This is a genomic window from Halobellus inordinatus, assembly GCF_024498335.1.
Classification (GTDB): domain Archaea; phylum Halobacteriota; class Halobacteria; order Halobacteriales; family Haloferacaceae; genus Haloquadratum; species Haloquadratum inordinatus.
Genome location: NZ_CP101825.1, coordinates 1,874,854 through 1,895,093, shown reverse-complemented (window position 1 = coordinate 1,895,093; position 20,240 = coordinate 1,874,854). Strand labels below are relative to the sequence as shown.

Here is a 20,240-nt window from a genome sequence, read left to right as displayed (position 1 = left end):
ACCGACTGCTCGGTGCGCAATCAGTTGCAAACGCTACTATATCCGTGCTACCAATCCCCAATACCAGATGTGATATCTGGTGGCAACTCTTTTCACCGTGGTGATATCTGACGGAATATGGCGGATACCACGAACGAATGGGAAAATACTGCGGGGAGCGGGGACGGACACGAGGGGATTTTCGAAAAACTCACCAAGTACACCCCGAGCGGTCATTCGATCCCGGAAGACACCTGGCGCGGTCGGCACAGAAATATCGTCCTGCTGTTACTTGCGCACATCCCGTTTCTGTTCGCGCTTGGGATGTACGAGGGGACCGAATCGATCAGTGGGGCGACGTTCCCGGCGTACTCGCTGCCAGAAATCTTTCTGCGGCTGGGCGTCCTGTTCGGGTTCGCCCTACTCGCGAGTTGGCCTCGGCTCGGCCGCCGCATCCGGACGTCGCTGGCGACGATCGGGCTGGCGACGGGATCTGCCGTCCTCGTGTACTTCTCCGGCGGCCTGATCGAGGCGCACTTTCACTTCTTCGTCGTGATGGGCGTCGTCGCCGTCTACGAGGACTGGCTGCCGTTCCTCGTCGGTATCGTCTACGTTGCGATCCAACACGGCTACTTCGGGATGACGGCACCGGAGGCCGTCTACAATCACACCGCGGCGATCGCAAATCCGTTCGTGTGGGCGTTCATCCACGCGGCGTTCGTGCTGGCGCTCGCGGCCGCGCTGATGACGAACTGGTACTCGATCGAACGCTCCCGCGAGCAGGCCAGACAGCGGTTAGCCGAGACGGAAGCGGCCGAGGAAGCCAAAGCCGAGGTCGAAGCGAAACAGCGGGAGGTCGAACGCCTGAACGAACATCTCGAAGCCAAGGCAGATGCCTACAGCGCGACGATGGCCCGCGCCGCTGACGGCGACCTCGGCGCTCGACTCGACGCCGAAAGCGAGAGCGAGGCGATGGTTCAGATCGCCGAGGGCTACAACGAGATGATGGACGAGATGGAGACGGCGGTCCAAGACATCCAGGCGTTCGCACAGGAGGTGACAGCCGCGAGCGAGGAAGCCTACGTCGGCGCCGAGGAAGTCAAACAGGCGAGCGCGGACGTGAGCGAGTCGGTTCAGACGATTTCGGCGGGGACCGACGAACAGCGTGAGATGCTCGAAGAGGTGTACGCGGAGATGACCGACCTCTCGGCGACCGTCCAGGAAGTGGCGTCGTCTGCCGAAGGGGTCGCAGAAACCTCACACGAGACGGCGACCATCGCCGACGCCGGCGAGGAGACCGCACGACAGGCGATCGACGACGCGCAGGGCGCCCAGTCGTCGATCGACTCGACTGTCGAGCACGTCGAACGCCTCGAACGCCAGATGGCCGAGATCGGCGAGATCGTCGAACTCATCAGCGACATCGCAGAACAGACGAATATGCTGGCGCTGAACGCGAACATCGAAGCCGCGCGCTTCAGCGGCGGGAGTGGCTCCGGCAGCGGGGACGGCTTTGCGGTCGTCGCCGACGAGGTCAAGCAGTTGGCCGAGGAGACCCAGGAGTCGGCGAACGACATCGAGCAACTCATCGAGGAGACGCAAGCGCAGACCGAGCGCACGGTCACGGAGGCTCGCGCGGCCGACCAGCAGATGCAGGAGGGCGTCGAGGCCGTCCAAGACGTGCTCGACGCGTTCAGTCAGGTGGCGACGAACACCGAGGAGACCGACAGCGGCATCCAGGAGATCAGCGAGGCCACCGACGACCAGGCCGTCAGCGCCGAGGAGGCGGTCGCGATGGTCGAGGAGGTCTCCGAGATCAGTCAGACCACCGCCGAGGAGTCCGCAGACGTCTCCGCCGCCGCCGAGGAACAGGCCTCCTCGATCACCCAGGTCAGCGCCAACGTCGAGTCGCTCACCGAGCAGGCCGAGCAACTCCAGGCGCTGCTGGCGAAGTTCGAGGTCTCCGCAGCGCCGTCACCGGTCGAGACCCCGAGCCCGACGTCGCGATCGGGGTCGGACGTCGCGCTGGGCGACGGCGGCCGCTGATTCGGCCCACAGTCGCCGTTTTCTGATTCCCCGCCGCTCTCATTCGACCGGGACTCGTACTGCCGATTCCGCCGCGCGTTCCCGGAGCCGCGCGATGCGGTCCTCGATCCGTGGATGCGTCGAGAAGTACTCGCGCAGTCGACGTTCCTCCTCGGAAGGTACCTCGCCGTGCGTCCACAGCGGCGAAACCGAGCCGAAATCGGGCCTCGTGGATCGATCGAGTTTCTGGAGTGCGCTCGCGAGCGCGAGCGGTCGACCCGTCACCTCTGCGGCGCGCTCGTCGGCCGCGAACTCCCGTCGGCGCGCGTGCGCTCTGAGGAACAGCGTCGCCGTCACACCGAGAAGTGCGATCCCCATCTCGATCCGTGCTCTGAGTCGCCCCGGAACCGTCTCGGCCCACGACCGAGGCTCGCCGCGGAGCCACGCGATGCCGAGCGCGGCCCCCGTCACGAGGAACACGAGCGGTGAGAGGAGCAACTCCAGCGTGATGACCACGAACTGAGTGAGGCTGAGCGCCGTGGTCTGGACGAGACTGTCGTGCCGTTCGAGGTGCGCGAGTTCGTGGGCCAAAAGCGCCTCGAACTCCGCGGCGTCGAGCAGGCGAAACAGCGAGGCGTCGACGACGAGCGTGCCACGGCCGGGCGTCGGGAGCGCGAGCGCGTTTGGCATCCCGAGACGCGCGACCAACAGCCGGGGTTGCTCGACAGCCATCTCGTCTGCGACCGCCGCGAGCAGATCGTAGACGACCGGCGCACGCGAGGCCGGCAGTTCCCACGCGTCGACGGTAGCGAGGACCTGCCGCGTTCCCAGACGCAGGCTCAGAAACGCGACGACGAGCGTCCCGACGACGACGCCGAGGACGAGTACGACCGGACTGGGACGGAACTGCCAGATCGCCGTGAGAACGACGATGCTCCCCAGCGCCAAGAGTCCGTAAAACGACAGCACTGCGACCCCGACGGCCGTTCGCTGGAGGCGACTCGGTCGGGGTGAATCTCCCTGGTGCTGACTTCCAGGCGGGGGTGCTGACATCTGTTTCGTTACCGTTCCGTTAGGCCGCTCGTTCAGTCGGTGTGGACGCTGTCCGCCGCTGTCCGGTCCTCGCGCTCAGAGTCGGCAGCGTCGGCGTCGACGAGGTCGGTTTGGCCGTTGTCGGGGTCGTCTGCGGCGTCACCGTCCGTGTGATCGCCGAAGGTACGGTCGCCGAGCAGGTCGTTCGCTCGCCGGAAGATGCCGGTGAGCGTGGTGATCTCCCGCTCGGTCGGGTGCGCGCGGCCGAGCAGCCGTCGCATCATCACCCGCGTCTTCTCGCGTTTGTGCTCGCGGCTCTCGATGGAGCGGTGGAACTCCTCGAAGAAGTCGTAAAAGCGGTCGATGTCGGATTCACCGGCGCGTTCGCGCTCGACATCCGGCAGTTGCGTCTCCTCGACGGTCAGCGACCGGAGTTCGTACATGAGGATCGTGGCCGCCTGCCCGAGGTTCAACACGGGGTAGTCGCCGCTGGCGGGGATCGAACAGACTTCGTCCAGTCGGGTCAACTCGTCGTTGTCGAGGCCGGTCCCCTCGCGCCCGAAGACGAGCGCGGTCTGTGTGTCGACCGTTTCCAGGCTCTCGCGGACCTCGACGGGCGTTTTGAACGGGAACCGCTCGTGCTTTCGGCTGTCCTCGTTCGTGATCGCCGTGGTCCCGATCGTGTGGTAGTTCTCGACGATCTCCTCGAAGGTGACCTCGTCGGCGTTCGGAAGGACGTCCTCGCGAGCGTGCCCGGCGAAGCCGTACGCCTCGCCGTCCTCGCTGAGTTCTGGCGGATCGACGAGCTTCAGGTCCGTGAGCCCGAAATTCTTCATCGCGCGGGCGATCGTGCCAACGTTCCCGGGCGTCTTCGGTTCGACGACGACGACGACGGGGTCGTGACTGCGTCCCGTCATCTACTTCGTCGGGTACTCCCGACCCAGATCGACGTCGTCGAGCGGTTCGTCGTCCGCATCGTCGTCGACAGTCGTAATCTCGCCCGTCCGCAGGTCGATACGCTTGCGCTCGCCCTCGTACTCTTCGTTCAGGCGGCGGTTGAGCTCCGCCGGGTCCGGCGGCGTCGGCAGTTCGTCGGGGTCTGTGTCGACGTGTTCGAGGCCGCCGTAGCCCTCGGGAGCGCGGTTGCCGGCGACGAACCACTCGTGGAACTCGTCGCGGAACGTCTCCGTGCCGGCGGCGTCTTTCCCGCCCGCCTCGCGGAACCAGTAGAGGAAGTCGGCCTCGTGCTCCGAACAGAGGAGCACTTCCTCCATCGGCTCGCCGTAGACGATCTCGGCCTGGTTGCAGCGCTTTTTGTTCTCCTCGCCGTGGACGAGATAGCAGGCGTCGCAGGGTTTGCCCTGCAGGTACGTCAGACGGATGAGTCGCTTTCGCGTGTCCTCCGGTACGTCGTCGAGCGACCGGAACTCGCCGTCGTCGGTAAACACCTCCTCCTCGTCGAAACGCCAGCCGCGGAGGCCGATGCTGACTTTGGCCATCGACGAACGGTAGCGTGCGATCGGATAAAAAGAGCGTGCCTCGGGGGTCGGCCGTGACGTTCCAGCAGAAGACTCCGGGGGAAGTATCAAGACGCATCGTCGGAAACGCCCTTCTATGCCTGCGGACGAGCCCTCGTCGTCATCACCTTCGTCGTCGCCTTCACGGTCCGGCACCGAGCAGTCCTCGTATCCCGACACGTCGCCGCTGTCGCCGCGGATGGAGGCGCTGCTCCTCGGCCGCGACCCCGACACGGCGGTTCGCCTGTCGGCCGTCGCGGGCACGCTCTTCGCCGTCACGTTCGTCCTGCACCTCCCGCCGCGGCTCGTCGGCTGGCTCTCGTTCCCGTTCGGACTCTTTCTGCCGCTTCTCGTCGGCACAGCATTCCTCGCGGCCGCGGTCGGTGCGTATCGCAACGACGGCTTCTTCGTCGCGCTCTCGCTCGCCGGCGGCCCGAGTTTCGGCTTTTATTTCCCCCTCGGGCTCTTCGAGTTGACGTATCCCAGTGCAACGGCCCTCGAAGGACTGACGATCGGCGCGACGGTCACCGTCGCCGCCGGCACAGCCGGATTCCTCGTCGGCGCGGGCGGGCGGCGAGCGATCCGCCGAATCCGCGACTGACGACGGAACTCGGTCGCCGATTCTCCGATGCGCGAATCGCTTCACCGTCGGCGCTCGGAGCGTGCGCCTTTTCCTTCCCCCGCGAGAACGCAGGGGTATGGACCCGAAGCGGGAGCTCACGAGCGTCGACCTGGCCGCCCTCGTCACCGAACTGAACCGGTACGAGGGAGCGAAGGTCGACAAGGCCTACCTCTACGGCGACGACCTGCTCCGCTTCCGGATGCGCGATTTCGACCGCGGCCGGGTGGAACTCATCCTCGAAGTCGGCGACGTCAAGCGGGCACACGTCGCAGACCCCGAACGCGTCCCCGACGCACCCGGACGACCGCCGAACTTCGCGATGATGCTGCGGAACCGACTGTCGGGCGCCGACTTCGCGGGCGTCGAGCAGTTCGAGTTCGACCGCATCCTCGTCTTCGAGTTCGAGCGCGGCGACGAGAACACGCGCATCGTCGTCGAACTGTTCGGCCAGGGCAACGTCGCCGTGCTCGACGAGACGGGCGAAGTCGTCCAGAGCCTCGAGACGGTCAGGCTCAAATCACGCACGGTCGCCCCCGGCTCGCAGTACGAGTTCCCCTCCTCGCGTCTCAATCCGCTCACGGTCAGTTACGACGCGCTCGCCCGGCGGATGGAGGACTCCGATACCGACGTGGTGCGGACGCTCGCGACGCAGTTGAACCTCGGCGGCCTCTACGCCGAGGAACTCTGTACCCGCGCGGGCGTCGAAAAGACGATCCCGATCGAGGAGGCCGGTGACGACGAGTACCGCGCGCTCCACGACGCGATCGAGGACCTCCGGACGCGACTCCGCTCGGGCGACTTCGACCCCCGCGTCTACACGGATGACGACGGCGCGGTCGTCGACGCGACGCCGTTCCCGCTCGAGGAACACGAGCGCAAGGGCCTCGACAGCGAGGCGTACGACACCTTCAACGACGCGCTCGACGAGTACTTCTACCGGCTCGAACTGGAGGGCGACGAGCCGGAGGAGACGGGTCGCGAGCGCCCGGACTTCGAGGCGGAGATCGAGAAGAAAAAGCGGATCATCGACCAGCAGGAGGGCGCGATCGAGGGGTTCGAAGAGCAGGCCGACGCCGAGCGCCGTCGCGCCGAGTTGCTGTATGCGAACTACGACCTCGTCGACGAGGTGCTCTCGACCGTCCGTGAGGCTCGCGAGAACAGCGTCCCCTGGGACGAGATCCGCGAGACGCTCGCGGCGGGGGCCGAGCAGGGAATCCCCGCGGCCGAAGCGGTCGTCGACGTCGATGGCGCCGAGGGAACGGTCACGATCGAACTCGACGACACCGAGGTAGAGGTCAACGTAGACACCGGCGTCGAGAAGAACGCCGACCGGCTCTACACCGAAGCCAAGCGCGTCGAAGAGAAGAAAGAGGGCGCACTCGCCGCGATCGAGAACACCCGCGAGGAACTCGAAGCCGTGCAACAACGGCGCGAGGAGTGGGAAGCCGACGACCAGGACGAAGACGAAGCCGAGGAGGAAACCGAACCCGAAGACCGCGACTGGCTCGAGATGGAGTCGATCCCGATCCGCACCTCCGAGCAGTGGTACGAGCGCTTCCGGTGGTTCCACACCTCCGACGGCTTTCTCGTCATCGGCGGCCGCAACGCCGACCAGAACGAGGAAATCGTCACGAAGTATCTGAACAAACACGACCTGTTCTTCCATACGCAGGCCCACGGTGGCCCGGTGACGGTCGTGAAGGCGACCGGGCCCTCGGAGCCATCCGAGGCGGTCGAGTTCCCGGAATCGACGAAACAGGAGGCCGCCCAGTTCGCGGTCTCGTACTCGTCGATCTGGAAGGAGGGCCGCTACGCCGGTGAGGCGTATGTGGTCACGCCCGATCAGGTCTCGAAGACGCCCGAGTCCGGCGAGTACATCGAGAAGGGCTCGTTCGTCATCCGCGGCGACCGGACGTACTTCAGAGACGTCGCTGCCGAGGTCGCGATCGGCATCCAGTGTGAGGGCGTCACCCAGGTCCTCGGCGGCCCGCCGTCGGCGATCGAAGAGCAGGTCGAGACGTCGATTCGCGTCCAGCCCGGTCGCTACGCCCAGAACGACGCCGCGAAGATGCTCTACCGGGAGTTCCGCGAACGCTTCACCGACCAGAAGTTCCTCCGAAAGGTCGCGACCCCGGACAAGATCCAGGAGTTCCTGCCGCCCGGCGGGAGCGAACTCGTCGAGTAGCGCGATTTTCGTACGGCAGGCAGTCCCGATTTTGACTGAGACTGCTGTTATCACCAATCTCGGGGGTAAGCCGCGCGTACTGTCCGTACGTGGTCTATATTTATCTTTGATGACATCGTACTGTACGCTTGGAGCAAATCGGCTGTTCTGCGTCACAGCCGCGACGGGACGCCCGTCGACGGTCACGGCGCAGCATACAGCCACGCTCGGTGATCATTATGATACAAGACTCACTGCAGTACCTCAGAAACGACGAGAATTGGGTTACGACTGTCCTCATCGGGGGGATACTCAGTCTGCTGGGCGTCCTGATCGTCCCGACGCTTCTGGTCCTCGGATATCTGGTACGGGTCGTCCGCGGGACGATGCACGGCGAGGAACAGCCGCCAGTGTTCGACGAGTGGGGTGACCTGTTCACTGACGGGCTCAAGGCGTTCGTCGTCGTCTTCGTCTACGGGCTGATCCCCGGGATCATCGCAGCGGTCGTCGTCGGCGGCGGGATCTTCTCGTTCGTCGTGGGCGGCGGATCCGACTCTGCGGGCCTCGTCGGCCTCGGAATGGCAGGGATTCTCCTGGGAAGCCTACTCGCGCTCGTGTTGAGCCTGCTGGCGGCGTACGTCGTCCCGGCGGCGATCTCGAACCTCGCGCAGACCGATCAACTCGGGTCCGCGTTCTCGATCAGTGAACTCCGTCCCGTGCTGACCTCGGGAACGTACGCGACCGCGTGGGTGTACGGCTTCGCGCTCATCATCGCGGCCAGCCTCGTCGCTGGCGCGCTGAACGTGATTCCGCTACTCGGGCTTCTCGCGGGCGGATTCCTCGGGTTCTACGCCGCGGTCTCTGCGTACTACCTCATCGGCCAGGCGTGGGGCGAGATCCGCGACGTCGAGATGCGCGAGAGCGACTCCCTCGACGAGCAAGCGGCCGTCTGAGAGCCGGAACTTCGACACCCAACGTCGGCTCTCACACCGCGTTCTGACTTTCGCTACGGATCTGCTCTTGAAACCCGCAGCCGGCGGTCGTTTTCGGGAGTGCTGCAGTATCTTGGGTGCGAACTTCTTCCGCCCCGTCGGACCGGCTCAGGCTCCCCCGACTAGTTGTGATTGTCCAATCTATCACGATAAATTAGTTTATTTTAATATACTCTCTGAGATACCAACCCTCGTTGCTTTACCACTTGAATGATTAATAATACACATTATGAGAGGGCGTCAATCAGAGTCACGGCGACGGTTTTTACAGCTGGCAGGAAGCTCAGCGATTGTTGGTGCCGCCGGCTGTGCGGGCACGCCCGAACAAGAGTCATCTCCAACCGAACCGGCAGATGACGAGGACGGGGACCGGGAGACTGATACGGACGAAGAGCTCCCCGAGGGCGTCTCGGCGGACGAGTTCGAGCACGGCCCGGTGCCTCAGGAGTATCGGACGGCGGACTCGATCGGCGGTGAAACGCGCACTCCGGACGAACTCCAGATCAAGGCCGACGTCCAGTTCTCGGAGTACGACGAGGCGCTAGAGAACGCGGCCCACCAACCCGGACGGTGCTGCGCGAATTGCAGTGAGTATATCGCTGACAGGAACGGCGACGGGTTCGGTGCCTGTGCCGCGGTCGAGGGCTATATCGGTGGCGCTGATTGGTGTACCATCTGGGAGGAGCTACCGGAACCCGAGGTTCCCGAAGGGATGAGCGAGGACGAACTCGCGACGGCCGAGGTCCCTACCGAATACCGGACGGCGATCTCCCAGGCCGGAGAAGAGCGCGACCCAGACGAACTCCTCGCCCAGGCGAACGTGAGCTTTGGCGAGTCCGTCGAGAAAATCGCCGACGGCGTAGCCCAGCCTGGGATGTCCTGTGGTAACTGTGCGGAGTTCATTCCTGACAAGAACGGCGACGGATGGGGCGCGTGCGCAGCGGTTGAAGGGTACATCGCTGTCGAGGACTGGTGTGCGGCCTGGGAAGCTGTCAGCGAAGAACTGGAATAGAGCCATCCAGAGTGGAGAACTCCACTCGGCCTATCGGGTCCTGACAGAAAGCACTGAATCGGTCGGGGCTCACGGCGCTAGCGTGGGGGTCTGGTCACGCTCTGAAAGTCTCGACGAGGCCGACGATTCCCTAAACTTACCTTTCTCCACTGATTCCTCCCAGCCGATGCTGTCGGATGCCCTCCACTATCCGCTCGATAGCGACGACTGGCTTCGCACGATACTCATCGGGGGACTGTTGAGCGTCCTCTCGGTGCTCGTTCTCCCGATTCCGCTCCTTCAGGGGTACTACGTTCGCGTGTTGCGCGGCACGACCCGCGGAGACGCCACCCCGCCGGCCTTCGACGAGTGGGGCGACCTGTTCGTCGACGGCCTGAAACTGATCGGCGTCAACATCGCCGTCTCGCTCGTCGTCGTCGTGGCGATGTTCGTCGTCGGGATCGTCACGGGATTCGGCTCCGCGATCGGGTCCGGCGCCGGCCCCGTGGTCGGAACCGGATCGAACGGCGGTCTCGGTGGACTCGGCGGACTCGGCGGGCTCTTGACCGTCGTCGCGTTCTTCGCCTTCGTCGCGTTCGCGCTGCTACTCGGCTACGTCGCGCCGGCGATGTTCGCGAACTTCGCCCGCGAGGACTCGATGGCGGCCGCCTTCGACGTCTCGACGGTGCTCGCGGCGGCGACGACCTCCGAATACCTGATCGCGTGGGTGCTCGCCGTCGTCGTCGGGCTCGTGCTCGGGACTATCGCGAGCCTGTTGGGTATCGTCGTCGTCGGGATTTTCGCCCTCTTCTACGTGCAGGTCGTGACGTACTACCTATTCGGGCGCGGGTTCGCCGACGGACTGGCGGACGCCCAGCGCGGGTCGCTATAGCAGGATCTTTCTCCCCGCGTCCGAAATCGGGGATATGCGAATTTCGAGCCGCGGCCGCGGCGAGGAGGGGCGCGAGCGGATGACGCTCGTCCCCGAGAACGTCGACGACCTGTGGCACCTCTCGCACGTCCTCGAATCCGGCGATCTCGTCTCCGGCGACACCACGCGCCGTATTCAGCGGGACGACGAGAACCTCCGGGACACGGGCGGCCAGCGCGAGCATCTGTTCGTGACGATCGAAGTCGACGACGTCGAGTTCGCGCGCTTCGCGAACCGTCTTCGAGTCGGCGGCGAGATCGTCGACTGCTCGCGCGAGGACCAGCTCGGGCACCACCACACGCTCAACGTCGAGGAACACGACGAGATCACGATCGAGAAGCACTTCAAGCCGGACCAGGTCGAACGGATCGAGGAGGCCGAAGAGGCCGCCGAGAACGCCGACGTCGCCATCGCGACCGTCGAGGAAGGCGAAGCACACATTCACACGGTCGCACAGTACGGCACCGAAGAGCGCTTCTCGTTCACCGCGCCGACCGGCAAGGGCGAGTACGCCCGCCCGCGCTCGGAGCTGTTCGCCGAGCTGGGGAAGGCGCTCTCGCGGATGGACGTCGACGCGATCATCCTCGCCGGTCCGGGCTTCACGAAGCAGGACGCACGGGATTACATCGAGGAGAACCACCCCGACGTCGCCGACCTGCTCACCGTCGTCGACACGGCGGGCGTCGGCGACCGCGGCGTCCACGAGGTGCTGAAACGCGGCGCCGTCGACGAAGTCCAGACGCAGACCCGGATCTCGAAGGAGGCCGAACTCCTCGACGATCTGATGGAGGGCATCGCGACCGGCGAGAAAGTCGCCTACGGGATCGACGAGGTCGCCGAGGCCGCAGAGTTCGGCGCCGTCGAAGAACTGCTCGTCGTCGACGACCGCCTCCGACAGGAACGGCAGGGCGACGGCGACTGGGACGTCGACGTCAACGACGTCATCCAGTCGGTCGAACGGCAGGGCGGCGAGGTCACCGTCTTCTCCGGCGAGTTCGACCCCGGACAGCAACTCCGGAATCTGGGCGGCATCGCGGCGCTGCTGCGCTATCGGTTGCAGTAACGGGTCTGTCGCTTCGCCTCCGACTTATTCGCCAGTGAGCGCCTGGCTGCCGGGCGCGAAGTCGATCGTCTCTCCCAGGCCGGCCTCCGTCGCCTTCTCGTAGAGCAGGTACGCGCCGGCGACCGTCTCGATACCGGTTCCGCCGCTGTCGAAGACGGTGATCTCCTCGTCGGACTCCCGACCGGGGGCGTTGCCGGCGACGACGTCGCCCAGCTCGGCGTGGACGTGGTCCTCGTCGACGACGCCTTCCTCGAGTGCGTGGAGGAACGAGCCGGCGTCCTGGAACGCGCGGTCGCGGAGGTCGGGCACGTACTTCGCGCGCTCGATGGTCGCGGCGTCGAGTTCGCGCTTCTCGGGGTTGTACTGACCCATCGCAGTGACGTGGGTCCCCTCTTCGAGCGCGTCGCCGTCGAAGACCGGTTCGCTGGCGTTCGTCGCAGTCACCACGATGTCGGCGCCCTCGACGGCCGCGGCGGCCGAGGCGACGGCGGCGACGCTGCCGTCGAGTCGGCGGTCCATCTCGCCGGCGAAGGCTTCGCGGTGCTCTTTCGTCGGCGAGTAGACCCAGACGGTCTCCAGATCGCGGACCGTCGCCAGCGCACGGAGTTGGCCGCGCGCCTGTGCGCCGCTGCCGATGATTGCCGCGGATCTGGCGTCCTCGCGTGCCAGTTCGTCGGCCGCAACGGCGCCTGTCGCACCGGTCTTGAAGGGATTCATACTCGCGCCGTCGAGCAGCGCGAGCGGTTCGCCGGACTCCGAATCGAAGATCGGCGTCGTGAACCACGCGTCCTCGGCTCCGAAGCCGGCGGTGTACATATAGCCGCCCATCGCGCCGGTGTCCGGGAGGATCGCCGCATACGTCGTGAGAAAGCCCGGTGGATCGGCGTTGCCGAGTTTCGTTCGCGGTTCGGCAGGGGCCCCCTCGCCGCGCTGTCGGTACGCGTCGCGGACGGCGTCGACGAACTCCGCGGGCGTTGCGAGGCCATCGACGTCCGAACTCTCCAGAAACAGCGTCTCAGTCATACGACCGCGTTCGACGGCCAGTGGTAAGAACGTGCGGGAAACTGTGAGACGCGGGATTCAGAAACGAATACGCGGAACGTATCGTACAAGAAACAGCGATGCGACAGGGAACTGGGAGGGAGTATCGCAAGTCCTCGTAGATTTCTCGCCAGACGGCACGGCGAGTATATCCAGACAGTTACGAGAATCCCTATGAACGTTCAGTCGGCGTTCTGTAGCCGAACGTTCTTTCGAGTGTCGGTCCCGTCGAAACTGGATCGGGCACCGGTGGAAACCGGCGCGCGGACGAAGAGTGCGTGTCCGATGATTCCTGCCGCGACGGCGGCCGCGATGGGCACTGCTTGGGTGAGAGAGAGGCTGGTCTGCACAAGGCCGCCGGTCAGGCCGAACAGTGCGAGTGGAATGAGTCCGAGAACGTAGTCGTAGTACCCTGTCATAATACAATATATACTACGGGAGTAGGGAATATAATTGTTTCCCATCTCTAACTGATATATTTGCCGTCGCTGTCTGGATGGTTTTTCATAAGTTATGAGACCAGATCCCGGCTCAGAAACACTCAGACCCAAAATAATGGGGTCGCCGAATTGTACGATTTGTACGCTTTTGCTTGTATCTTAGTGTGACACAGCAACACACTAACCGATGCAGCGTGTCCCACACCGGAGCGTTGAACTAACCGGTCCCCGGAACGTACGACGTGAACTCGAACGATCGGTCGATCGTCGCGTTGGTGATGCTCGCCCACGGGATGGTCCACACCTACGAGCTTTCGATCCCGATCTTCGTCTCGATCTGGCTCACGGAGTTCGACGTGCTCTCGCTCGGCGTCGCCGAGTTCGAGGTGACGGCGGCCACGCTGGGACTGGTCGTGACCGCGGGATACGGTCTCTTCGGCGTGGGCGCGCTTCCGGGGGGCGTGCTCGTCGATCGAATCGGCTCGCGGCGACTCATCACGCTCTGTCTGTTCGGGATGGCTGGCTCGTTCGTCCTCCTCGGCGTCGCGCCGAACCTCCTCGTGGTCACGCTCGCGCTGCTCCTGTGGGGCGCGGCCGCGAGCGTCTACCACCCGGCGGGCCTGACGCTCCTCTCGAAAGGCGTCGAAGAACGCGGTACGGGCTTCGCCTACCACGGAATCGCCGGGAACGTCGGCACCGGCTTGGGACCATTGCTGACGGCGATTCTCCTCCTGTTCGTGGACTGGACGATCGTCGCCGTCGTTCTCGCCGTGCCGGCGCTCGTCGCCGGCGCGTACGCGATCCGCGCACGGTTCGACGAGACTGCGGCCGTCGCATCTGATACCACGGCCCCCGACGGTGGAGGGGGATCCGACGGCGACAGCAGAACCGAAGGCGGCGTCGCCTCGTTCACGGAGTTCGCCTCCGAGACGCGGCGGCTCTTCGCAGGGGCGTTCGCGCTCGTCTTCGTCGTCGTGATGGCGTCGGGACTCTACTACCGCGGCGTCCTCACCTTCCTCCCGAACCTTCTCGAATCCTTCCCGGCGTTCGCACCAATTCCTCTGACGTCGCTACTCCCGCCGTTCCTCACCGACGCCCTTGGCATTCCCCCCGGATCGGGACGCTCACTCAATCCTGAGCGGTACTTCTACTCTGGACTGCTGATCGTCGGCGTCTTCGGCCAGTATCTCGGCGGCAAACTCACCGATCGGATGCCGGTCGAATACGGATTGGCGGGCGGTTTCGGCTTGCTAGCCGTCCTCGCGGTCGTGTTTCTTCCCGCCGCGAACGCGGGGCTCGCACCACTCTTGGCCGTCGGTGCGATCCTCGGCTGTGCGCTCTTTCTCGTCCAGCCGTTCTACCAGGCGACCGTTGCGGAGTACTCGCCGGCCGGCACGCGCGGCCTCTCGTACGGCTTCACGTACCTCGGCGTGTTCGGCGTCGGCGCGCTCGGCGGTACTGTCGCCGGCGCGATTCTGACCTATGCGACCCCGACAGCGCTGTTTGCGACGCTCGCAGGATTCGCTGCCGTCGGCTCGGGAATCGGCGTCGTGCTCGCCCGGCGCGGCCGATAACAGCGACGTGGCGACGTTCGGCGAGGTTCAGCGACGTGGCGACGACGTTCGACGAAAAGAACTTCCGGCAATTACCGGAGTAGGGCGAAGAACAGCCAGCGACCCGCGATCAGTGCGACGCCGCCGACGAGGAGCACGACGACGCCGAACGAGACCTGGAAGCCGCCCGAAAACAGCGGCGAGGCGCGGAGCACGAAGCCGATGACCGCTGCCGGAATCCACGCCCGGATCGCGAGCGGGATCGCTGCTTTCGCCGACTCGGCTGCGCCGGCGGAGTACGCGCCGATGAGCGGGCTTGCGACCGCCCAGCCGACGAGGAACGGGACGAGCGTCAACAGCCACGCGATGGGGGCCGTCGAGAGATACTCGACGCCGTTGTGGTTGATCACGCCGATCGTGAGGACGGCCGAGAGCGCCAACACGTCGACGACTGCGAGGGGAAAGGCCTCGGCGTCGATGCGTCGTGCGAGGAACGACTCCTCGGATGATGCCATACTCGTCGATTTGGACGCTCCCTAATGGCTCTCTCGGATTCCATCTCGTGGCAGATCCAGTCGAATCCCGACTGTCGTCCCGAATTACTCCCGGGGGACGCGGCCGACGACGACGTATCCGAACCCCTCGCGGACGATCCGCGCCTCGAATCCCGCTTCCGACAGCGCCTCGCAGAGTTCCTCGGGCGTCCAGAACGTCGGATCGAAGCCGACGAGTTCCTCGGCGGCGACGAGCGCACGGCCGCGGACCCCTCGCGGATGGAACTCCTGGACGACGAGCACGCCGCCGGGACGGATGACGCGCGCTGCTTCGGCGAGCCCTGCCATCGGGTCCGGGAGATGATGTAGCGCGTCCACGACGACCGCGGCGTCGACCGCGTCGTCGGCGATCGGTAGGTCGCCGGCGTCGCCGCGGACGGCCTCGTGACCTGCGGCCCGAGCGCGCGCGAGCATCCCGGCGGAGACGTCGACGACGACCGGATCGATTCCCACGCTAGCGAGCCCCCGCGAGGCCCGGCCGGTCCCGCCCGCCAGGTCGATCACGCGGTCGATCGGCCGGTCGGCGAAGGCGAAGGCGTCGCGCAACCGACCCACCCGCGCCGGCGGCATCGCGACGTCGTAGAGTCGAGCGACACGGTCGAAAAATCGGACGTCGCCGGGGCCGAAACGAGAGGACATAGACTCGCTACGGCAGCGGCGGGAAAGGAACTGTCGGACCGCCGCACTCTTTTCTGTGCCCTCCGTCTCCCTCCACGATGGAGTACGTCGTGCTGGGCTGGCCGTCTGACGGGCCGACGCTCAGGCTCGATTACAGACGGTTCGCCTACGCCGGGAAGTTCGTGATGTCGAACACGGGCAAGGCGGTCGTCCGGGATGGAAGCAGTGACAGCGAGGAGTTCGACACCGACGTACTGGCCGCGCTCGCGTTCAACGCCGACCGGACCGAGTCGGACACGCTCTGGTACCGCTACGTCACCGTCCGCTCGGACGCGAAGGGCGAGGGCCTCGGCCCCCGACTCGCGGTCTTCGTCGCCCCACGCGCTGCCAAACGGGGGTACGAGCGACTGCGGATCGCCGTCAACAACCCATTCGCTTACGAGGCGATGTACAAAGCCGGGTTCGAGTGGACCGGCCGGGAAACGGGCCTCGCCGAACTCGTTCTCGAACGGCCGGCCGACGCGTCCGAAGACGTGCTCGCGACGGCGGATTCGGGGACGTACCAGGACGGACTCGACCGATACCGCGAGCGCGACCTCGGAGAGCCGGAGGCGTCGTTTCTGGCCGATCACGTCGGCGCCGACCCACCCGCCGTCGTCACCGCGCCTCGCCAGCCCTGATCGCGTTCCGGAAGCCGGCTCGGACCCGGACGATTAAACTGCCGTGCGGTCGAATTCCGGGCAATGGGTAACGCAGATCTGCGGAGTCTGGCGGTGCTTTCGGAGGTCGACTTCGAGGAGGTTACCGGGAGCGTCGTCGCCGTCGACGCGCACAACTGGCTGTATCGGTATCTGACGACGACGGTCAAATTCACGCGCGAGGAGGCGTACACCACAGACGCGGGCGAGGAGGTGGCGAACCTGATCGGCCTCGTGCAGGGATTGCCGAAGTTCTTCGAACACGACCTCGTGCCGGTGTTCGTCTTCGACGGCGGCGTGACGGAACTGAAAGACGACGAAGTCGCCGAGCGACGCGCCGCTCGCGAGAAAGCCGAGGAACAGAAGGCAGCGGCCGAAGAGCGCGGCGACGACGTCGCCGCCGCCCGCCTCGAAGCGCGGACCCAGCGCCTCACGGACGTCATCCACGAGACGACGCGTGAACTCCTCGAACTCTTGGACGTTCCGGTCGTCGAAGCACCCGCGGAGGGGGAGGCTCAGGCGTCGCATATGGCACTTCGCGGCGACGCCGACTACGTCGGCAGCGAGGACTACGACACGCTGCTGTTCGGCGCGCCGTACACACTCCGACAACTCACCTCGAAGGGAAATCCGGAACTGATGGACCTCGAAGCGACGCTTTCCAAACACGAGATCACCCGCGAACAACTCGTCGACGTGGCGATCCTCTGTGGCACGGACTTCAACGAGGGCCTCTCCGGCGTCGGGCCGAAGACGGCGCTGTCGGACATCCGCGAGCACGGCGACCTCTGGGCGGTGCTCGACGCCCGCGAGGCGTACATCGAGAACGCCGACCGCGTCAGAGACCTCTTTCTCGACCCGCCCGTCACGGACGATTACGCGTTCGATACCGACCTCTCGCCCGATATCGAGGCTGCACGCGCGTACGTCACCGAGGAGTGGGAGGTCGCCGCCGACGAGGTCGCACGCGGCTTCGAGCGCATCGAGTCCTCGCTCGTCCAGACCGGCCTCGACGAGTGGACCTGATCGGCGAGCGTGTCGGGAGCGTGAACCGGACGGCAGTGAATCGGGCGCGTAAACCGGGAGACAGCGGATCTGTGACGGCCCGTCCCCACCGCTAGCCGGTAACTCAAACGAGCGTTCCACCTATCCCAACTGGTATGATACCGTCAATCATCTGTAGTGACAATGCGTCGCCGCCGCCTCCTCTCGCTCGCCTCCACCCTCGCGTTCGGCTGTCTGTCGGGGTGTCTCTCTCCGACGGGATCCGACCCCGACACGAGGTCGCAGACGCCCGAATCGCTGCCTCCGAGTGGCTACGGAACCATCTCGGAGTTCGACGCTGGCGACCCGTTTGAGACCCGTCGCGTCGGTGATCCCTCCGAGGACCACCACCACCGCGTCGTGGTCTGGAACGACGACTCCGAGCGCCGGTCGATCGGCATCCGCCTCCGGGACGTCGACGCCGACGCGTCCGTTCTCGACGCCGCGCCCACGTTCCCGGCCTACGGCTCGCTGCTCGTCGAGGTGTATCGCCCGACCGACTACGTCCTCGACGTGGCGCCGCCGACGGATACCGACCGCACGCTCGGCATTCGCCGAGACTTCGTCGACTGCAACGACTCGGCGACGCACGTCGCCGTCCGTCCCGACAGCAGCATCCGCGCACGCGTCGTCTCGACGGCGCTCGCCTGCAACGTCGGATCGACAGCGGCAGGCGCAGCCGAGGCGACGCCCGCTTCGACCGCGAATACGACCGGAGACCGAGCGTGATTCTCGTCTGCTCGCGCCGCGTCCTGTCGCGTCCGCACGTCTTCGGGCACTCGATCGCACGACGCCGTCGATTTGCGCGGTAGCTTTTTGTCCCGTCGCGGTCCCTCGTTCGGTATGTCCGTTCTCGAGATGGGTCGTTCGCGACTCTCGTGGTGGGTGGTGGGACTCGCCCTCGGAGCGGCGCTCGCGTACATCGTCTACTCCTTTATCGGGACGTTCGTCTTCGGCCTCTTCCTCTATTACGCCACTCGGCCGATCTACCGGCGGATCAAAAAGCGGATCCGACCGCCCAGCCTCGCGGCCGCGATCGCGCTCTTCGTGTTGGCGTTGCCCGCGCTCGCGCTCATCACGTACACGGGAGCAGTCGCCGTCAGCGAACTGGTTCGACTCACGAACCAGGGCGTCTTCGACCTCTCGCGGTATCCGATCTCGGCCGATCAGCTCGAACGGTTGACGGACTTCGAGCGGCTCCTCACCTTCGATCCAGCGTCGCTGACGTTCGCGCAGGTCCAGCAGGTCGTCTCCTCAGTCGGCTCTGCGAGCAACGTTCTCGCGTTCGTCGGCGTCGGCCTCGTGCATCTGTTCGCGATGATCGCACTGGCGTTCTACCTGCTCAGAGACGACGCGAAGCTCTCGCGCTGGCTCAACTCGCGGATCGCCGACGACCGCGGTGTGATGGAGGCGTTCCTCGGCGGCGCCGACCGCGACTTCACGAACATCTTCTTCGGAAACATCCTCAACGCCGTCCTCACGGGGACGATCGGCGTCATCGCGTACTCGATCCTGAATCTCGTGGCTCCGTCGGGCGTCGCAATTCCCGCAGCGGCCCTCATCGGTCTGCTCGCTGGCGTCGCGAGTCTCGTCCCCGTCGTCGGGATGAAACTCGTCTACGTCCCCGTCGCGATCTATCTCGGCGTTACGTCGTATCTCTTCGATCCGGCGACGCTGTGGTTCACGGCCGTCTTCGTCGCCGTCTCGTTCGTCATCGTCGATACGATCCCGGATCTCGTGCTTCGTCCGTACGTCTCCGGCCGCAATCTCCACGTCGGTGCGGTGATGATCGCCTACACGCTCGGCCCGTTGCTGTTCGGCTGGTACGGCATCTTCCTGGGGCCGATCGTGCTCGTGCTCATCGTGAACTTCGCCCGTCACGTGCTGCCGGTGCTGATCGCCCGGGAGCCGCTCGTTCCGTACACGGTCGATCCGGGTGTGGTGACGCCGCGGGGATCGACACAGGTACCAGCGGCGAATCCCGACGTCGTCGCCGACGGGCCGAAAGCAGAATCCGACGACTCAACCGACGAGCCGGCAGATGACTCCCCGGAGACGGACGGTGGCACGGAGACGGCAGGCGGCTCCTCACGCGGCGACCGGGACGGCGGCGACGCTACTGGCGAGTTCGAGTTCGGAGCGGAACTGGCAGAATCACGAGACGAAGAACCGACCACAGAGTGAGGTACCATCCTGGGCGCGAGGTGGCTCACTGCCCGGATCGACGATTACGGGCCGACGACGCAGCAGCCACCTCGCGGCGTTTCATACTGTCGGACAGAACGATGTGGAGCGTAACGACACCCCGTGGGTGCGAACGTGATTCACGGACTGCCGTCCGACAGTATCAGTCGTCGATGCCTTCGAAGGAGACGTTGATGTACGTGCTCTCCCAGTCTTTGCGTGCCGCGATCTCGCGGCGGCCGCGGCGGGTGAGCGTGTAGTAGTTCGTACGGCGATCACGCTGCCCTTTGTCGACGAGTCCTTTCTCGACGAGCGTGTCGAGGTTCGGATAGAGCCGGCCGTGATGGATCTCCTTCTCGTAGTACTCTTCGAGTTCTTCTTTGATCGCGAGCCCGTGGGGTTCGTCGAGTCCGGCGATCACGTACAGCAGGTCGCGCTGAAATCCTGTCAGGTCGTACATCGGTGGATTCTACTTGTATATTAGTGTTCTCCAAAATAAACATATCGACCCACTGTGCGCTTGGGAGTGCCGATCACGGGCCGAAAACTCGATACGTATCGATGAGCTTTCCTAAACATATCGTTACGCTTACCACTACCTGATCAGGGTCCTAATATGTCTGATTAATTATTATCACACGCCCGGTAGCGGACTCCATTCGCGGCCCGATCGCGTCCGACCACCGTTACAGATATCTTACGATTCCATCCACCACGGATTTCGCTCGTCGTCGACGCCCGACCACAGGAGGCGACACTGCTCGCTGCGTGATCAACCTCTATACAGGCGAG

General features: G+C 65.1%; 20 protein-coding genes. 12 read left to right on the top strand and 8 right to left on the bottom strand.

Going from position 1 to position 20,240, the window contains the following annotated elements:
* Positions 1-117 precede the first annotated feature (117 nt).
* Complete coding sequence (locus NO362_RS09695) at positions 118-2,025, top strand: methyl-accepting chemotaxis protein (RefSeq protein WP_256545068.1); 1,908 nt, start codon at positions 118-120, stop codon at positions 2,023-2,025.
* Between the two features lie 39 nt (positions 2,026-2,064).
* Here NO362_RS09695 and NO362_RS09690 read toward each other — a convergent pair whose 3' ends face one another.
* The 3 genes from NO362_RS09690 to NO362_RS09680 are packed head-to-tail and all read right to left on the bottom strand — an operon-like array spanning position 2,065 to position 4,535.
* Positions 2,065-3,057: a M48 family metallopeptidase gene (locus tag NO362_RS09690; RefSeq protein ID WP_256545067.1), complete on the bottom strand. Its 993-nt coding sequence runs from the start codon at positions 3,055-3,057 to the stop codon at positions 2,065-2,067.
* 32 nt (positions 3,058-3,089) lie between these two features.
* On the bottom strand, positions 3,090-3,953 hold the full coding sequence (locus tag NO362_RS09685) for an RNA methyltransferase (RefSeq protein WP_256545066.1): 864 nt from the start codon (positions 3,951-3,953) through the stop codon (positions 3,090-3,092).
* Positions 3,954-4,535 carry a DUF8114 family protein gene (locus NO362_RS09680; protein ID WP_256290411.1) on the bottom strand — a complete coding sequence of 194 codons (582 nt, stop codon included), beginning with the start codon at positions 4,533-4,535 and terminating at the stop codon, positions 3,954-3,956. It abuts the gene before it with no gap.
* Positions 4,536-4,650: 115 nt separating this feature from the next.
* On the opposite strand from NO362_RS09680, the gene NO362_RS09675 reads away from it, so the two are divergent.
* From NO362_RS09675 to NO362_RS09650, 6 genes are all read left to right on the top strand, one after another.
* Positions 4,651-5,154: a hypothetical protein gene (locus NO362_RS09675; RefSeq protein ID WP_256545065.1), complete on the top strand. Its 504-nt coding sequence runs from the start codon at positions 4,651-4,653 to the stop codon at positions 5,152-5,154.
* Positions 5,155-5,251: 97 nt separating this feature from the next.
* Positions 5,252-7,360: a ribosome rescue protein RqcH gene (gene rqcH, locus NO362_RS09670; protein WP_256545064.1), complete on the top strand. Its 2,109-nt coding sequence runs from the start codon at positions 5,252-5,254 to the stop codon at positions 7,358-7,360.
* A gap of 218 nt (positions 7,361-7,578) precedes the next feature.
* A complete protein-coding gene (locus NO362_RS09665; RefSeq protein ID WP_256290406.1) occupies positions 7,579-8,292 on the top strand; it encodes a DUF4013 domain-containing protein in 714 nt (237 codons plus the stop codon).
* A 268-nt stretch (positions 8,293-8,560) separates the two neighbouring features.
* Complete coding sequence (locus tag NO362_RS09660) at positions 8,561-9,343, top strand: high-potential iron-sulfur protein (RefSeq protein ID WP_256545063.1); 783 nt, start codon at positions 8,561-8,563, stop codon at positions 9,341-9,343.
* Positions 9,344-9,509: 166 nt separating this feature from the next.
* Complete coding sequence (locus tag NO362_RS09655; protein WP_256545062.1) at positions 9,510-10,214, top strand: DUF4013 domain-containing protein; 705 nt, start codon at positions 9,510-9,512, stop codon at positions 10,212-10,214.
* A gap of 34 nt (positions 10,215-10,248) precedes the next feature.
* Entirely contained in the window at positions 10,249-11,316 is a 1,068-nt protein-coding gene (locus NO362_RS09650) for an mRNA surveillance protein pelota (RefSeq protein ID WP_256290400.1), read from the top strand.
* A 24-nt stretch (positions 11,317-11,340) separates the two neighbouring features.
* Here NO362_RS09650 and NO362_RS09645 read toward each other — a convergent pair whose 3' ends face one another.
* Together NO362_RS09645 and NO362_RS09640 are read right to left on the bottom strand one after the other, a co-directional pair.
* The gene (locus NO362_RS09645; RefSeq protein WP_256545061.1) at positions 11,341-12,339 is read right to left on the bottom strand and encodes an ornithine cyclodeaminase family protein; all 999 of its coding nucleotides are present in this window, start codon (positions 12,337-12,339) and stop codon (positions 11,341-11,343) included.
* 200 nt (positions 12,340-12,539) lie between these two features.
* Complete coding sequence (locus tag NO362_RS09640) at positions 12,540-12,776, bottom strand: DUF8015 family protein (RefSeq protein ID WP_256290398.1); 237 nt, start codon at positions 12,774-12,776, stop codon at positions 12,540-12,542.
* A gap of 263 nt (positions 12,777-13,039) precedes the next feature.
* Between NO362_RS09640 and NO362_RS09635 the strand changes: the two genes are divergently transcribed.
* A complete protein-coding gene (locus NO362_RS09635) occupies positions 13,040-14,371 on the top strand; it encodes an MFS transporter (protein ID WP_369335086.1) in 1,332 nt (443 codons plus the stop codon).
* Positions 14,372-14,442: 71 nt separating this feature from the next.
* Here the strand turns inward: NO362_RS09635 and NO362_RS09630 are convergent, their stop codons facing one another.
* Both NO362_RS09630 and NO362_RS09625 read right to left on the bottom strand, forming a co-directional pair.
* Positions 14,443-14,865 carry a DUF3054 domain-containing protein gene (locus tag NO362_RS09630; protein ID WP_256545060.1) on the bottom strand — a complete coding sequence of 141 codons (423 nt, stop codon included), beginning with the start codon at positions 14,863-14,865 and terminating at the stop codon, positions 14,443-14,445.
* 84 nt (positions 14,866-14,949) lie between these two features.
* Entirely contained in the window at positions 14,950-15,543 is a 594-nt protein-coding gene (locus tag NO362_RS09625) for a class I SAM-dependent methyltransferase (protein WP_256290396.1), read from the bottom strand.
* Positions 15,544-15,620: 77 nt separating this feature from the next.
* Between NO362_RS09625 and NO362_RS09620 the strand changes: the two genes are divergently transcribed.
* The 4 genes from NO362_RS09620 to NO362_RS09605 all read left to right on the top strand — a co-directional run bounded on the left by NO362_RS09620 (position 15,621) and on the right by NO362_RS09605 (position 19,448).
* Positions 15,621-16,202 (top strand): N-acetyltransferase, encoded by a 582-nt coding sequence (locus tag NO362_RS09620; protein WP_256545059.1) that lies wholly within the window; start codon positions 15,621-15,623, stop codon positions 16,200-16,202.
* A gap of 63 nt (positions 16,203-16,265) precedes the next feature.
* Complete coding sequence (fen, locus tag NO362_RS09615) at positions 16,266-17,246, top strand: flap endonuclease-1 (RefSeq protein WP_256545058.1); 981 nt, start codon at positions 16,266-16,268, stop codon at positions 17,244-17,246.
* Positions 17,247-17,408: 162 nt separating this feature from the next.
* A complete protein-coding gene (locus NO362_RS09610; protein ID WP_256545057.1) occupies positions 17,409-17,993 on the top strand; it encodes a hypothetical protein in 585 nt (194 codons plus the stop codon).
* 114 nt (positions 17,994-18,107) lie between these two features.
* Positions 18,108-19,448, top strand: a complete 1,341-nt coding sequence (locus tag NO362_RS09605) for an AI-2E family transporter (RefSeq protein ID WP_256545056.1) — start codon at positions 18,108-18,110, stop codon at positions 19,446-19,448.
* Positions 19,449-19,611: 163 nt separating this feature from the next.
* Here NO362_RS09605 and NO362_RS09600 read toward each other — a convergent pair whose 3' ends face one another.
* Positions 19,612-19,908: a PadR family transcriptional regulator gene (locus tag NO362_RS09600; protein ID WP_121570282.1), complete on the bottom strand. Its 297-nt coding sequence runs from the start codon at positions 19,906-19,908 to the stop codon at positions 19,612-19,614.
* Positions 19,909-20,240 lie beyond the last annotated feature (332 nt).

Excerpts from the sequence above, each read along its gene's own strand:
- NO362_RS09695 (WP_256545068.1), top strand. The coding sequence starts at position 118 with ATGGCGGATACCACGAACGAATGGGAAAATACTGCGGGGAGCGGGGAC.
- NO362_RS09690 (WP_256545067.1), bottom strand. The coding sequence starts at position 3,057 with ATGTCAGCACCCCCGCCTGGAAGTCAGCACCAGGGAGATTCACCCCGA.
- NO362_RS09685 (WP_256545066.1), bottom strand. The coding sequence starts at position 3,953 with ATGACGGGACGCAGTCACGACCCCGTCGTCGTCGTCGTCGAACCGAAG.
- NO362_RS09680 (WP_256290411.1), bottom strand. The coding sequence starts at position 4,535 with ATGGCCAAAGTCAGCATCGGCCTCCGCGGCTGGCGTTTCGACGAGGAG.
- NO362_RS09675 (WP_256545065.1), top strand. The coding sequence starts at position 4,651 with ATGCCTGCGGACGAGCCCTCGTCGTCATCACCTTCGTCGTCGCCTTCA.
- rqcH (WP_256545064.1), top strand. The coding sequence starts at position 5,252 with ATGGACCCGAAGCGGGAGCTCACGAGCGTCGACCTGGCCGCCCTCGTC.
- NO362_RS09665 (WP_256290406.1), top strand. The coding sequence starts at position 7,579 with ATGATACAAGACTCACTGCAGTACCTCAGAAACGACGAGAATTGGGTT.
- NO362_RS09660 (WP_256545063.1), top strand. The coding sequence starts at position 8,561 with ATGAGAGGGCGTCAATCAGAGTCACGGCGACGGTTTTTACAGCTGGCA.
- NO362_RS09655 (WP_256545062.1), top strand. The coding sequence starts at position 9,510 with ATGCTGTCGGATGCCCTCCACTATCCGCTCGATAGCGACGACTGGCTT.
- NO362_RS09650 (WP_256290400.1), top strand. The coding sequence starts at position 10,249 with ATGCGAATTTCGAGCCGCGGCCGCGGCGAGGAGGGGCGCGAGCGGATG.
- NO362_RS09645 (WP_256545061.1), bottom strand. The coding sequence starts at position 12,339 with ATGACTGAGACGCTGTTTCTGGAGAGTTCGGACGTCGATGGCCTCGCA.
- NO362_RS09640 (WP_256290398.1), bottom strand. The coding sequence starts at position 12,776 with ATGACAGGGTACTACGACTACGTTCTCGGACTCATTCCACTCGCACTG.
- NO362_RS09630 (WP_256545060.1), bottom strand. The coding sequence starts at position 14,865 with ATGGCATCATCCGAGGAGTCGTTCCTCGCACGACGCATCGACGCCGAG.
- NO362_RS09625 (WP_256290396.1), bottom strand. The coding sequence starts at position 15,543 with ATGTCCTCTCGTTTCGGCCCCGGCGACGTCCGATTTTTCGACCGTGTC.
- NO362_RS09620 (WP_256545059.1), top strand. The coding sequence starts at position 15,621 with ATGGAGTACGTCGTGCTGGGCTGGCCGTCTGACGGGCCGACGCTCAGG.
- fen (WP_256545058.1), top strand. The coding sequence starts at position 16,266 with ATGGGTAACGCAGATCTGCGGAGTCTGGCGGTGCTTTCGGAGGTCGAC.
- NO362_RS09610 (WP_256545057.1), top strand. The coding sequence starts at position 17,409 with ATGCGTCGCCGCCGCCTCCTCTCGCTCGCCTCCACCCTCGCGTTCGGC.
- NO362_RS09605 (WP_256545056.1), top strand. The coding sequence starts at position 18,108 with ATGTCCGTTCTCGAGATGGGTCGTTCGCGACTCTCGTGGTGGGTGGTG.
- NO362_RS09600 (WP_121570282.1), bottom strand. The coding sequence starts at position 19,908 with ATGTACGACCTGACAGGATTTCAGCGCGACCTGCTGTACGTGATCGCC.